15 protein-coding genes and 1 riboswitch are annotated in these 11,949 nt (G+C 71.6%); of the genes, 4 read left to right on the top strand and 11 right to left on the bottom strand.

Going from position 1 to position 11,949, the window contains the following annotated elements:
* The 3 genes from ACW9TB_RS28355 to ACW9TB_RS28345 form a co-directional block, all read right to left on the bottom strand.
* Positions 1–238: hypothetical protein (locus ACW9TB_RS28355; RefSeq protein ID WP_472751119.1), on the bottom strand; the 238-nt coding region annotated here is incomplete at its 3' end.
* A gap of 144 nt (positions 239–382) precedes the next feature.
* The gene (locus ACW9TB_RS28350; protein WP_472751118.1) at positions 383–3,415 is read right to left on the bottom strand and encodes a DUF7507 domain-containing protein; all 3,033 of its coding nucleotides are present in this window, start codon (positions 3,413–3,415) and stop codon (positions 383–385) included.
* Between the two features lie 44 nt (positions 3,416–3,459).
* Positions 3,460–3,801 carry a hypothetical protein gene (locus tag ACW9TB_RS28345; RefSeq protein ID WP_472751117.1) on the bottom strand — a complete coding sequence of 114 codons (342 nt, stop codon included), beginning with the start codon at positions 3,799–3,801 and terminating at the stop codon, positions 3,460–3,462.
* Between ACW9TB_RS28345 and ACW9TB_RS28340 the strand changes: the two genes are divergently transcribed.
* The 3 genes from ACW9TB_RS28340 to ACW9TB_RS28330 are packed head-to-tail and all read left to right on the top strand — an operon-like array spanning position 3,781 to position 5,552.
* Positions 3,781–4,260 (top strand): TetR/AcrR family transcriptional regulator, encoded by a 480-nt coding sequence (locus ACW9TB_RS28340; RefSeq protein ID WP_472751116.1) that lies wholly within the window; start codon positions 3,781–3,783, stop codon positions 4,258–4,260. The genes ACW9TB_RS28345 and ACW9TB_RS28340 overlap by 21 nt on opposite strands.
* Before the next feature lie 24 nt (positions 4,261–4,284).
* Positions 4,285–4,617, top strand: coding sequence for a PadR family transcriptional regulator (locus ACW9TB_RS28335; RefSeq protein ID WP_472751115.1), 333 nt, complete (start codon positions 4,285–4,287; stop codon positions 4,615–4,617).
* Positions 4,614–5,552, top strand: a complete 939-nt coding sequence (locus ACW9TB_RS28330) for a hypothetical protein (protein ID WP_472751114.1) — start codon at positions 4,614–4,616, stop codon at positions 5,550–5,552. The genes ACW9TB_RS28335 and ACW9TB_RS28330 overlap by 4 nt, the downstream gene beginning before the upstream one ends.
* Here ACW9TB_RS28330 and ACW9TB_RS28325 read toward each other — a convergent pair.
* From ACW9TB_RS28325 to ACW9TB_RS28315, 3 genes are read right to left on the bottom strand one after another with little or no spacing between them, the layout of a single operon-like run.
* Entirely contained in the window at positions 5,546–6,334 is a 789-nt protein-coding gene (locus tag ACW9TB_RS28325; RefSeq protein ID WP_472751113.1) for an ABC transporter ATP-binding protein, read from the bottom strand. The genes ACW9TB_RS28330 and ACW9TB_RS28325 overlap by 7 nt on opposite strands.
* Positions 6,331–7,392 (bottom strand): FecCD family ABC transporter permease, encoded by a 1,062-nt coding sequence (locus ACW9TB_RS28320; RefSeq protein WP_472751112.1) that lies wholly within the window; start codon positions 7,390–7,392, stop codon positions 6,331–6,333. The genes ACW9TB_RS28325 and ACW9TB_RS28320 overlap by 4 nt, the downstream gene beginning before the upstream one ends.
* A gap of 41 nt (positions 7,393–7,433) precedes the next feature.
* Positions 7,434–8,432 (bottom strand): ABC transporter substrate-binding protein, encoded by a 999-nt coding sequence (locus tag ACW9TB_RS28315; RefSeq protein WP_472751111.1) that lies wholly within the window; start codon positions 8,430–8,432, stop codon positions 7,434–7,436.
* 132 nt (positions 8,433–8,564) lie between these two features.
* Positions 8,565–8,763: riboswitch (cobalamin riboswitch) on the bottom strand.
* Between the two features lie 130 nt (positions 8,764–8,893).
* On the opposite strand from ACW9TB_RS28315, the gene ACW9TB_RS28310 reads away from it, so the two are divergent.
* Positions 8,894–9,544 (top strand): TetR-like C-terminal domain-containing protein, encoded by a 651-nt coding sequence (locus ACW9TB_RS28310; RefSeq protein WP_472751110.1) that lies wholly within the window; start codon positions 8,894–8,896, stop codon positions 9,542–9,544.
* A gap of 7 nt (positions 9,545–9,551) precedes the next feature.
* Here ACW9TB_RS28310 and ACW9TB_RS28305 read toward each other — a convergent pair whose 3' ends face one another.
* The 5 genes from ACW9TB_RS28305 to ACW9TB_RS28285 all read right to left on the bottom strand — a co-directional run bounded on the left by ACW9TB_RS28305 (position 9,552) and on the right by ACW9TB_RS28285 (position 11,880).
* Complete coding sequence (locus ACW9TB_RS28305) at positions 9,552–9,821, bottom strand: hypothetical protein (protein WP_472751109.1); 270 nt, start codon at positions 9,819–9,821, stop codon at positions 9,552–9,554.
* Positions 9,822–9,915: 94 nt separating this feature from the next.
* On the bottom strand, positions 9,916–10,464 hold the full coding sequence (locus ACW9TB_RS28300) for an NUDIX domain-containing protein (RefSeq protein WP_472751108.1): 549 nt from the start codon (positions 10,462–10,464) through the stop codon (positions 9,916–9,918).
* A gap of 9 nt (positions 10,465–10,473) precedes the next feature.
* Positions 10,474–10,803: a DUF952 domain-containing protein gene (locus tag ACW9TB_RS28295; RefSeq protein WP_472751107.1), complete on the bottom strand. Its 330-nt coding sequence runs from the start codon at positions 10,801–10,803 to the stop codon at positions 10,474–10,476.
* 127 nt (positions 10,804–10,930) lie between these two features.
* Entirely contained in the window at positions 10,931–11,491 is a 561-nt protein-coding gene (locus tag ACW9TB_RS28290) for a GNAT family N-acetyltransferase (protein ID WP_472751106.1), read from the bottom strand.
* 62 nt (positions 11,492–11,553) lie between these two features.
* On the bottom strand, positions 11,554–11,880 hold the full coding sequence (locus ACW9TB_RS28285) for a DMT family transporter (RefSeq protein WP_472751105.1): 327 nt from the start codon (positions 11,878–11,880) through the stop codon (positions 11,554–11,556).
* Positions 11,881–11,949: the final 69 nt, after the last annotated feature.

Here is an 11,949-nt window from a genome sequence, read left to right as displayed (position 1 = left end):
CGGAGATCGGCTGGCAGTCGGTGTCAGTGGAGGTGACGCCCGCCCCGGTCACCTTGATGGCACCGCCGGTCCCCTCGGCCAGGGTGATCAGGTCGGATCCGGTCGTACCGGTGACCGACAGGCCGCCCAGGCTCACGGTCACCGCGATCGGCGCGGCCGCCTGGGCCGGAGCCGACAGCGACACCATCCCGGAGAGCGCGGCGGCGGTGAGGGCGAGGGCGGCGAGATGACGACGCATTGCATTCAGTCCTTCGAATCGGTGATCCGGCCCCCGTCGGGCCGACGCCCTAAGGAAAGCGCCTCACCCCGCCCGCGGTCTGTGCAGAAATGCCCGCCCGCTACCGGCCCAAATACCTACGAGACAAAGGCGGCACAGTGCCGGTCAGTAGCGGGCGGCGAGGCCGGAGTTGATCTGGGTGAGGGCCAGGGTGGCGTCGGTGTAGCGGATCAGGTTGGTCAGCGGCGGCAGGCGCAGGACGCCCTGGGCGTGGCGGGCGGCGTCGGCGACGGTGTGGAGGTGGAGGCGCTCAAGGGTGAGCGTGTGGACCGCGGTGGCGGCGTTGACGCGGCGGTCGGCCACGTTGAGGTAGGTGGCCAGGAGTTCGGCGGCCAGGGTGCGGGGCTGCAGGAGCGCGAGGCTCAGGGCCTCCGAGGCCTCCTCCTGCGACAGGCGCCCGTCGGCGTCGCGGTCGTAGCGGGTGTCGGTGGCCTGGACGCGCGCCAGGAGTTCGGGGGTGCGGTTGCCGAGCAGGGCCCAGAGGGTGACGATCCGGGGATCGCGGGTGGGGGTGGCCTCGGTGACGGTGGAGGCCGACGTGGCCGAGATCGGGGGGTAGGCGCAGCCGCCCGCGCTGCCGTACGTGATCGTGGTGTTTGCCGTCAGCGCGGTGCCGGTGGGGGTGAGCAGGCTGGAACGGCCGGTGAAGGCGATCGACGCGGTCGCGCCGGGGGCGAGCGAGCCGAGCCGCCAGGTCAGGGTGGTGCCGGAGACGGACGTCGGCCGGGGGCCGGAGCCCTGGTCGAGCGCGGTGCTGTAGTAGACCGACGGCGGCAGCGTGTGGGTGAGGGTGACGCCGGTGGCCGCGGCGCCGCCGGTGTTGGTCGCGGTGAGCGTGGTGGTGACGGCCGAGGCGGCGTGCGCGGTGGGCGTGGCGGTCGCGGTGAGCGCGAGGACGGGCCGCCTCACGGTGGTGGAGACGGAGCCGGTGTTGTCGGCGGTGTTGGCCTCGGGGCCGCCGGCCCGGTTCTTCGCGGTCACCGAGGCGCGGTTGGTCACGACACTGCCGTCGGTGGCGGTGCAGGGCACGGTGTGGGTGAACGTCTCGGTGGCGGTGGCGGCGGGAGCCAGGTCGGCGAGGGTACGACCGGCCTCGGTGCCGTCGGGGAGGGTGTCGGTGAGCTGGACCGACGTGGCCAGGCCGGGTCCGGCGTTGCCGACCTTCACGGAGTAGGCGATGGTGTCGCCGGGTTCGGCCTGGGCCCGGTCGGCGGTCTTGGTCACCGTCACGTCGGGGTCGTAGAAGCGGCGGATGCCGAGCTCGCGGGCCAGGGCCGCGTCCCAGGTGAACTCGGGGCCGGAGGGGAAGATGCCGTCGGATCCGGCGTCGGGAGAGCCTTCGGCCCGGTACCTCAGGTTGTGCCAGTCGTCGAAGTCGTCCAGGAGGTCGGCCCGGCCGAAGTCCTTGACAACGGGAGTGGTGTCGCAGTCGCCGTCAGGCCCCCGCACGATGCCGCCACCGCCGAAGGCGTCGCCGGGGTGTTTGGGAGTCTGCAGCCCGTCGGTACCGGGCAGCACACAGGTGTCGTCGTCGGCGTTGACGTCCACGCGGGGAATGGTGCCGGGGTCGATGACGCGGTTGCCGTTCCAGTCGAGGGCGGCGTTGCCGGGACCCCACGACTCCACGCCGGAGCCGTCGATCCATCGGGTGAAGTCGGTGCCGTCGCCGATGCCGTCGGCCTCGCGCAGGTTGTTCTTGTCGAGCCTGGGGAGCAGGCCGTCGGAGTAGTCCAGGCGCGCCGGTGCGCGGGCCGGGCCGAGCGGGATGCCGAAGGGGTTGAACCCGTAGTTCATGACGCTGAGGTAGTTGGGCTTGCCGTTGGTGGGCTCGAAGCCGCCGTGCGCCAGGCCGAGGGCGTGGCCGAGCTCGTGCATGAGGGTGAGGGACTGGTCGCGTACGGTCCCGACCCGGGCGTCGTCACGGCCCGTGCCGACCGGGACCACCTGCTCGTCGAGTCCGGCGGCGGTGGTGTCACAGGTACGGTCGTCGCCGACCAGGATGAAGTCCCCCACCCTCTGGTCGTCGTCGGCGGGGGCGAGGGTGTCGAGCACGCCGTCGGTGCCGGGGCCCACGCAGGCCACCCGCCACGCGCCCAGCGTCACGATGAAGTCCTTGTCGCCGCGATCGGCTTCGCAGCACTGGCCGGACATGGGACTGCCCGCGGCGATCTGGTGGCCGAAGAGCACGAAATGCACGAAACGGGCTCGCTGCGGGTTGAGGGCCAGCTGGCGCATGCTGCGATACGTGGTGCTGTCGAGAGGCAGGACGGTGGTCTCGAGTTCGGCGCGGCCGGGGATGACCAGCACCTCCGCGCCCCGGGTCCAGATCGAGCCGACATAGGGGCAGGTCGGCGCCCGTTCCACCGGCGAGCCGTTGAAGGCGGCCTTGACCTCGTCGATCGCCGCCTGCTTGGGCCTGTGGTCGTGGCCGTCCGCGGCGCCGGACATCCAGCTGGCCACCACCACGATCGTCTTGCGGCAGGGGCTGGCGCCGAGTGCCCTGAGGTCGTGCATCAGGCTGCCGTCGGGGTGACGGATGCCGTGCAGCTCGACGACGTCGTAGATGCCGTCGCCGTCGGTGTCGGGCAGGTCGCTGGTCCGCTGGATGCCCAGGCCGATCTCGGCGATCTTCCCGTCGTGGGCTCCGGGGAAGCCGGAGTCGCCGTCGCCGATGAAGTCGCTCTGCTTGGGGACGATGCTCTCGCCCGTCCAGGTGTCGGTGGTGAGCTGGTAGGTCAGGTCCAGGTCGAGGCTGCGGTCGGTGGGGTCGATGTCGAGCTGGTCGTCCCCGCCGCTGAGCCCGCCGTCCTCGTCCCACAGCTCGACCCGGACCCGGACGGTGTGCTGGTCGGGCGCGACGGACGCGACATGCGTGAAGACCCAGGGCGGTTCGAAGGTGTTGGGGTGGAACTCGGCGCTCTCCACCGGGGAGCGTTCCTGCGGCGCGTCGGTGCCGAAGAAGATCTTCGGGTAGTAGTTGCCCGACGCGCCGTCGGAGTCCGGGTTCTCGTGCTGCCTGACGAGGTCGATCGTCAGGCGGAGCCGTACGCTGGTCTCGGCGTTGGCGGTGGCGGGAACCGCCGCCAGGGCGACGGCGGCCAGGGCGGAGACGATCAGGAACCGCAGCATGCGACGCATGCCGCAAGGATCGGCGGCTCCGATCCCCGGCGCACGAGTAGGGCCTACCTAAATACGCGCTTCCCCCGTTCACGGCCCGGCCGGGTCATCCGGCGCCGGTCCAGCGAGATGGGACCGCCCCGGCTCGCGGGCGAGTCCTCCCATTCGATCGCGGCGATCCGGTGGACGCCCGGCCGGAACGACGCGTGGACGAAGACACCGGTCGCGGTACGGGTGAAACCGGGTAGCACGCGACCGGCTCCGGGCACCCGCAGCTCCCCCGTCCCGGACACCACCGAGGCGGGCAGCACGACGTCGCCGAAACGGGCCACCTCGCGGCCCGTCGTGCCGGGGAAGGGGATCTCGGCCTGTTCGCGGACGAGGCTGTGGGTGCCGTCGCAGCCCACCGGGTAGCGGCCGCCGAGGAGTTCGCCGTACGCGGCCGCGAGGGAACCCGCGTCCAGTCGATCGTGAAGCGGGCGGGCGTCAACGAGCGCATGATCTACTACCACTTCGGCAGCAAGGACGCGCTGTACGCGGCCGAGCTGGCCGGGCTGGCCGGTGCGTGGCGCCCGGTCATCGACCGCGCCGCCGAGCGCGAGCCGTACGAGGGGATGCGCGAGGTCCTGACGGGCTTCGTCGACGTGGTCGCGGCCAGGCCGCGCCTGACGGCGCTGCTGGCGCACGAGGCTCTCGCCGGATGGCCCACCACCACCGCCCCGGCGGCCGACATGCTCCCGGCGGCGCTTCGCGAGCTGTACGAGCAGGGGCAAAGGCAGGGCGCCTTCCGTGCGGACTGCCCGTTCGAGGTGGCCGCGCGGGTCCGTCGATCGAACTCTGCCCGCTACGGATCACCGTCAATATAAAGATCATCGGTATATGATGATCGAATGAGATCGATGCAGGAACCCACCTTCCTGATCCTTACCGCGCTCGTCGCCGGTCCTCAACACGGGTACGGCGTCATCACCGACGTCGAACAGATCTCCGCGGGCCGGGTACGGCTGCGCGCCGGAACCCTGTACGCCGCCTTCGACCGGCTGCGGGAAGAGGGCCTCATCGCCGAGGATCGCGAGGAGATCGTGGACGGCAGGGTCCGGCGGTACTACAGGCTGACCGATGACGGGGCGGCCCGGCTGGCGGCGGAGGCCGAGCGGATGCGCCGTCACGCGCGAGCGGCTTCCACGCGGCTGCGCGCCGCGGGTCTCGGGGGAATGGCGTGAGCTCCCTCGAAGCCCGATACCGGCGGCTCCTGGCCTGCTATCCCTTTGATCACCGCACGCGGCACGAGGAGGACATGATCGGCGTACTGCTGGCCGGATCACGGCCCGGCCAGACCCGCCCGCACCTCGCCGACACGGCCGACCTGCTGGCAGGCGCGGCTCGCGTGCACTACCGGCGGGCCTTCGGCACGGGGTCGGCGCCCGCCTGGCGGGACGCCATGGCCGTGGGCATGGCGCTGTGGCCCGTTCTCGTCCTGACCGACACGCTGGCCCGCCAGATCCTGTCGCTGGCCCAGAGCGGCCCTGGCCTGCTGCACCACTGGACGCAAGAGCCGTGGTCGCTCCTGCGCTGGGCTGGGCCGATCGTCGTCTTCGCCCTGCCCGTGCTCGCGGTCGCGCTCCGCCACCGGGGGATCGCCACACTGGGCGCGCTCGCTTTCGTGCTGTATCTGTCGGGCAGCTCGCACCTCACCCCGCCCCTGCTGGCGCTGCCGAACGTCGGCCTGCCCCTCCTGGCGCAGGTGGTGGCGGTCGCCGTCGCCCTCACCCGTCCGGCCCGCACCGGGATGTCGCTCATCTCCCGGCGCGCACTCATGCTCTGGATGCCGTTCGGCCTGGTCGGGCTGGTCGCCAGCAAGGTCGGCAGGAGTGTGCTCGACGCGGCCGTCAACCATGAGATCGCACTCTGGAAACCTGTGCCCTGGCTCGTCGTCATGGCGGCGGCAGCGGGATACGCGGCACGGTCCACGGTGGGCCGGCGCGCGGCACTGCTGCTGTCGCTGCCGGTAGCGGCGCTGGGCGACCTGGGGAGACTCCCTTCCCTGCCCACCTCTGTCGCCCTTGCGCAGATCGGCTGCGTGCTCGGCGCTTTCGCCGTCGGGACGATGCTCGCGCGCCGGCCGGCCGGACGTGACCCTGCCGCCTGTGGTCATTGACCTTTCGTGGCGCGGCCCCCTCCGGTTCGCAGGCTCACCTGCGGCACCCCGGTTTCCGGGTGGGGCCTCACCTCGGCGTCGACCCGGTAGACCTCGGCGAGCAGGGCGGGGGTCAGCACGTCGGCGGGGGTGCCGAGCGCGACGACGCGACCGGCGTCCATGACGCAGACGCGGTCGCAGAACGCGGCGGCCATGTTGAGGTCGTGCAGGGCGACCACCGAGGTGACGCCGAGGCCGCGTACCAGGTTCAGCGCGTCCAGCTGGTGGCGCAGGTCCAGGTGGTTGGTCGGCTCGTCCAGCACCATCGTGCCCGGTTGCTGGGCCAGCGCCCGCGCGATGAGCACCCGCTGCTTCTCCCCGCCCGACAGCCGGTCGAAGGGCGCGTACGCCAGGGCGGTCACGTCGAGCCGCTCCAGCGCGTCGGCGATGATCGCCCTGTCGGCCGCGTTGTCGCCGTCGAAGGCCCGTTTGTGCGGGGTGCGGCCCATGGCGACGACGTCGTACACCGACAGCTCGAAATCGCCGCCGCTCTCCTGGAGTACGGCGGCCAGGCGGCGGGCCAGGCGGCCCGGCGGCATGCGCCACACGTCCTCGCCGTCGAGCAGCACCCGGCCGCCGGTCGGCCTGCGCGCCCGGTAGAAGGTACGCAGCAGGGTTGACTTGCCCGCGCCGTTGGGACCGGCCAGGGCGAGCATCTCCCCCTCGGCGACCTCCAGCGAGACCTCGCTGACCAGGTCGCGGCCGCCGACGCGGACCGACACGTTCTCCGCGGTCAGTGTCACTTGGAACGCCTCCGCATCAGCCACAGGAAGAACGGGCCGCCGACCAGCGCGGTGATAATGCCCACCGGGATCTCCTCCGGCGCGATCAGGGTGCGGGCGGCCAGGTCGGCCGCGATGAGGAAGGCCGCGCCCAGCAGCGCCGTCGCCGGGAGCGCCCGGCGGTGGTCGGCGCCGATCAGCAACCGGACGACGTGCGGCATGATCAGTCCGACGAAGCCGATGGTGCCGCTGACCGCGACGATCGTGCCGATCATCATGGCGACCAGCACGAACAGCGCCGCCCGGAAGCGGTGCACGTCCAGCCCGAGCGAGGCCGCGGCCTCCTCCCCGGCCAGCAGCAGGTTCAGCGGCCGAGACACCCCGACCAGCACGACGGTCCCCACCAGGACGGCCACCGCCGGAATCCCCACCACCGTCCAGGTGGTCCCGGCCAGGCCGCCCAGCATCCAGCGCACCGCCGCCTGCGTCTTGTGCGGGTCGTTGGAGGTCACCACCAGGAAGCTGGCCACGGCTGAGAGCACCTCGGCCGTGGCCACCCCGGCCAGCACCAGCCGCACCGTCGTCATGCGCCCGCCCGAGCGGGCCAGGAAGTAGACCGCCACCAGCGCGGCCAGCGCCCCGAGGAAGGCCGCGATCGGCAGGCTGAACGCGCCGAACACGCTCAGGCCGAACACCACCACGGTGACCGCCCCGACGCTGGCGCCGGAGGAGACCCCCAGCAGCATCGGGTCGGCCAGCGGGTTGCGTACCAGGGCCTGCAGGGCCATGCCGCAGACCGACAGGCCCGCGCCGATCGCCCCCGCCAGGACGACCCTCGGCAGCCGTACGTCCACCACGATGGTCTCGCGTACGGGTGTCCAGGCCGGTTCGGCCAGGGCGGGGTGCAGGTGGTGCAGCAGGATGCCCCACACCTGCCCGGCCGGCAGGGCCACCGACCCGGCCGCGACGGCCGCGGTGCCCGCCGCGCCGAGCAGGAGCACGAGCAGGCCGATCACGACCGGGTATGGCGGTCCCGGGCGCCGTGCCGGAAGCACGGCGCTCGCGGCCGGTTCGCTCACGTGAAGCGGTTTCACCTGAAGCGGTTCCACCTGAAGCGGTTTCACTTGAAGCGGTCGGCGTGCAGCTGGCGGGCCAGCGCCTCGACGGCCGCCGGGGCCCGTACGCCGAGGACGACCGACGACAGCGGCAGCACCGCGAACCGCTTGTTCCTGATGGCCGGTACGTCCTTCAGCGCCGGGTTGGCCAGCAGGAACCTCTCCTTGTCGGCCACCGGCTGGTCGCCGTAGTCGTAGATGACGATCCAGTCGGGCGCGCGCTCGGCGACCTGCTCGAACGACACGTCGCCCCACACCTTGTCGACGTCGGCGAACACGTTCTCCGCCCCGGCCAGCTTGATGATCTCGTTGCCGACGCCCTTGCCTCCGGCGGTGAAGGCGGTCTTGTCGCCGCTGTCGTAGACGAACAGCTTGACCGGGGCGGCGTCGCCGAGCGTGGTCCTCACGGTGTCGAGGGGCGCCCGCAACGTGGTGATCAGCGATTCGGCCCGGCCGGGGACGCCGAAGATCTTCGCGACGTTGCGGATCTCGGTGTCCATCAGGCTGATGGGCACCGCGCCCTCGGCGCACTCCTCGACGTTCAGGTACGTCTTGATACCGGCCTTGTGCAGGGCGTCGCGGCTACGGCCCTCCTTCTCGTCGAAGGTGCTGTCGAAGCCGCCGTAGACGAAGTCGGGCTCCTCGGCCAGGAGGGCCTCATAGGCCGGGTACTCCTTCGAGACGACCTTGATGGCGTCGTAGGCCGCCTGGTACTCCGGCAGCACCTTGTCGTCGAGGTAGGCGGTGCCGATCATCGACTTCTCCAGGCCGAGCGCCAGCATCACCTCGGTGGCGTGCTGGTTCATCGATATCGCCCGTTGCGGCGGCCGCTCGTAGGTGCTTTTCACGCCGCAGTTGTCGAGGGTGAGCGGGAAGCCCGCGGGCGCGGAGGCGGCCGGGGCGGCGGGGGCGGGGGCGTTCTCAGCCGGGGCGCCGCCGCAGGCGGCCAGCACTCCGGATACCAGGAGGGCGAGCAGGAGGGGGGTGGGGCGTCTGCCCGTCATGACGTGTTCCTCTCACGGAATCTGCACAACGGGGCGGATCGGAAAGAGGGAACGCGGCAGGGCCTCTCGGCGCGGCCACCGGCTCGACGGGCATGAGAACCCAGCTCCTCTCCGGGGAGATCCGCCCCAGTTCATCGAGGAGGCGACCGCGTGAGTCTCCTGGCTCTCGGGTCGAGGCTCGCCCCGGCCTTCCCACCCGTGGTCCGGGCAGTGGCTTCGTCGGGGTTCGCTCGCCGATCACAGTGGCGGGACCGCGCCGGATTCACACCGGCTTCCTCGTTCCGCACTCGCCTACGCCGACCATGCTCGCACACCACCCATCAACGACAAAGCGCCCACCCGTGCGGGTCTTCGCGGCCGTGGCGGGTACGGTGCCCGCGGGTGGTTTCCCCGCAAAACTATGTACGCTGTGTACATATGTTGTGTGGCCGCGCCGCGTGCGCGTTCCCGGGAGGTTGAGCGTGACGCACCCCAGCCCGCCCGCCGCCCCGCCCGCCCGGCGCGGGCGAGGGCGCCGTCCGGCCGACCAGGTACGCCGGGAGGTGCTGCGGGCGGCCGGTGAGCTCCTGCTGGCCGAGGGCATGGCCGGTTTCACCGTCGAGAAGGTCGCCGCCCTGGCGGGGGCGAGCCGGGTCACGCTGCACAAGTGGTGGCCCTCCAAGGGGGCGCTCGCCCTGGAGGGCTACTTCGGCGTGGTCGGCCCCATCCTGGCCTTTCCCGACACCGGTGACATCGCCGCCGATCTCACCGCGCAGCTGAAAGCGTTCGTCCATCTGATGCGCGACACCCGGGCCGGGACCGTCGTGCCGCAGCTCATCGGCCAGGCCCAGACCGATCCCGAACTGGCGGCCGTCTACCGGGAACGCTATTCGGGGCCGCGCCGGGCGCTGGCCGTACGGGCCCTGGAGCGGGCCAGGCAGCGCGGTCAGCTGCGCGAGGACCTGGATCCTGAGGTGGCCGTCGACCAGCTGTGGGGGGCCTGCTACCACCGGCTGCTCATCCCCGACCGGCCGCTGACCGAGGAGTTCGCCGAAGCCCTGGTCGCCAACCTGCTGGGCGGCATCGGCCGCCCAGCTCCCCCGCCGCCCCCCGCAGGCGAGGGCACCGGCTGAGGAGAGGTCAGGGCGGGGGCGCGGGCTTGAGCTTCCTGACGAACCGGGCGGCGGTGCGGTGGCTCATGCCGGTCTCGCCGCGGACCAGGAAGACGGCCTGGTCGAACTGGCCGGAGGCCTTGAGTTCCAGGAGCCGTTCGACGAGCTCGGGGCCGATTCCCCCGCCGACCAGGGCGTTTCTGGGACGTTGTGCCGCTCGTACCGCGAAGACGATCAGGGCGATGATCGCCGCCACGATGACCGCCGTCAGGAGGAGGATGACGATCAGGTTCGACATGGGCTGAGCGTACCGCCGCGAGGCCGTCGTGTGGGAGGTGAGATCACCGGTTTTGCGGTGATGTGGTCGGCGCAGAGGGGGCGGGGCCGGTCTCTCAGGCCGCGCCGCGCAGCAGGAGCATGGCGTAGGCGGCGATCGAGTTGCTGTCGGTGATGGCGCCGCGCAGGATCATCTTTTCCAGCTCGGCCCGGGAGACCCAGTCCTGGCGCATGTCCTGCTCGGTGTGCTCGCGCTCGTGGGCACCGGCGGTCAGGCCGGTGGCCAGGAAGATGTCGTAGTTCTGGCCCGTCGTGCCGTGCGCGTTGTCCAGGCGTCCCAGGTGGGTCATCGAGGTGGCGCGCAGGCCGGTCTCCTGGGTCAGCTCGGTGTGGGCGGTGAACAGGGGCGACGGGCTGTCCTTGACGCCGCCCTGGGGGAAGTTCCAGGTGCGCCGCCGCACCGGGTAGCGGTATTCCTCCACGAGGTGGAAGCCGTCGTTCTCCATGGGGATGACGATGGCGAAGTCGGGCACGTCCACGACGCCGTAGATGCCGTGTGAGCCGTCGGGGCGCTCGATGCGGTCCTCGCGCACGCTGATCCACGGGTTGGTGTAGACGACCATGGAGTCGAGGGTGCGGATCGTCGGTCCGGATACGTCGGTCATGCGCGGAGCCTACTGAAGGGGGCCGGGCGGGGTGAACGGCACGACGGAGGTCACCGCGCTGACCGGGAGGGGGCCGTAGATGTGCGGGAACGCCTCGGGGGCGTCGTCGGGGACCTCCATGCGGACGTCGAGCCCGGCGGGGTCGACGCTGAGCAGCACCAGGGGGTCGGCGACGCCGCGGTAGAAGCGCTCCGCGACGCCGCGCAGCTGGTCGTGGTCGGCGCAGGCGTGGATGAAGCCGACCTCGTCGAGGGTTTGGCCGAGGGTGGAGACGCGGTACTCCCCCGCCTGGCGGGCGGCGTCCCAGTCGGAGGCCAGGGCGAGATGCAGAATGGTCATCGCAGACATGGTGCCCTGTGTGTGCCCGTCGTTCAACCGGAGCCCGCCGACGGGACCGGGGCCGAAGGTCTCGGCGTCCGCCCGGACGCCTCGGCCGCGCGGTGCGGAGGCTCAGCGGTACGGGGGATCAGCGGCGGGCGCGCCACTCGCGGTGCAGGATGGCGTAGACGATCTCGCTGGTCCACTCGCCCTTGATGATCTCGTTGTCGACGAGGTGGGCCTCGCGGCGCATGCCGAGCTTCTCCAGCACCCGGGCCGAGCCCTCGTTGCGGGCGTCGAGGCGTCCGACGATGCGGTGCAGGCCCAGGCCGTCGAAGCCGAGTTCCAGCAGGACCCGGGCCGCCTCGGTGGCGTATCCCCTGCCGTGGTGGTCGGGGTGGAAGACGTAGCCGATCTCGCCGCCCCGGTGTGCGCGGCTGTGCCAGACCAGGAGGACGTCGCCGAGCAGCTCGCCGGTGGCGGCGAGCTCCACCGCCAAAGTGAGGGCCTGCCCCTCGTCCAGCAGGGCCGTCTCGTTCATCTTTCTCTCCAGCGCCTCGCGGGTCTGCTCGCGGTCGCGCGGCCCCCACTGCAGGTAGCGGGTGACCTGGGGCAGGCGGTGCATCGCGTACAGGGCGTCGAGGTCGGCGGGGGTGTAGGGGCGCAGGACCAGCCGGTCGGTCCGGATGGGGTAGGAAGGCTTCAGCACCCGGCCAGGGTAGGGCAGCCGCCCGGTGGCGGGCGAGCCGTTATCCGGGGGGCGCGCGGGGGTCAGTGGGCGCTTCCGGCCAGGTTGAGCACCACGACGCCGCCGATGATCAGGACGATGCCCGCGACCTTGGCGAGGTTGATCGTCTCGCCGAGGAAGAGCACGCCGATGGCGGCGATGGCGGCGGTACCGACCCCGGCCCAGACGGCGTAGGCGGTGCCGACCTCCATCTGCAGTTTGAGCGTCTGGGCCAGCAGGACGAAGGCGGCGACGTATCCGGCGACGACGACGACCGACCAGCCCTTGTGGGCGAATCCGTCGCTCAGTTTGAGGGCGGTGGTCGCCACGATCTCGGCGATGATCGCCCCTGCCAGCATCAACCACGCCATGATCACACCACTCCCCCGAAAATCGGGATAAACATACCATTTACCGCCGTTCGCCAGCGGCCGGCCTCC

This window comes from Streptosporangium sp. H13245 (assembly GCF_055690525.1).
Note: the sequence above shows the minus strand (reverse complement) of the source record. Positions and strands in the feature narration are given on the sequence as shown.

Coding starts and splice junctions, on each gene's coding strand:
- ACW9TB_RS28350 (WP_472751118.1), bottom strand. CDS start 3,415: ATGCGTCGCATGCTGCGGTTCCTGATCGTCTCCGCCCTGGCCGCCGTC.
- ACW9TB_RS28335 (WP_472751115.1), top strand. CDS start 4,285: ATGAGATCGATGCAGGAACCCACCTTCCTGATCCTTACCGCGCTCGTC.
- ACW9TB_RS28315 (WP_472751111.1), bottom strand. CDS start 8,432: ATGACGGGCAGACGCCCCACCCCCCTCCTGCTCGCCCTCCTGGTATCC.
- ACW9TB_RS28305 (WP_472751109.1), bottom strand. CDS start 9,821: ATGTCGAACCTGATCGTCATCCTCCTCCTGACGGCGGTCATCGTGGCG.
- ACW9TB_RS28300 (WP_472751108.1), bottom strand. CDS start 10,464: ATGACCGACGTATCCGGACCGACGATCCGCACCCTCGACTCCATGGTC.
- ACW9TB_RS28295 (WP_472751107.1), bottom strand. CDS start 10,803: ATGACCATTCTGCATCTCGCCCTGGCCTCCGACTGGGACGCCGCCCGC.
- ACW9TB_RS28285 (WP_472751105.1), bottom strand. CDS start 11,880: ATGGCGTGGTTGATGCTGGCAGGGGCGATCATCGCCGAGATCGTGGCG.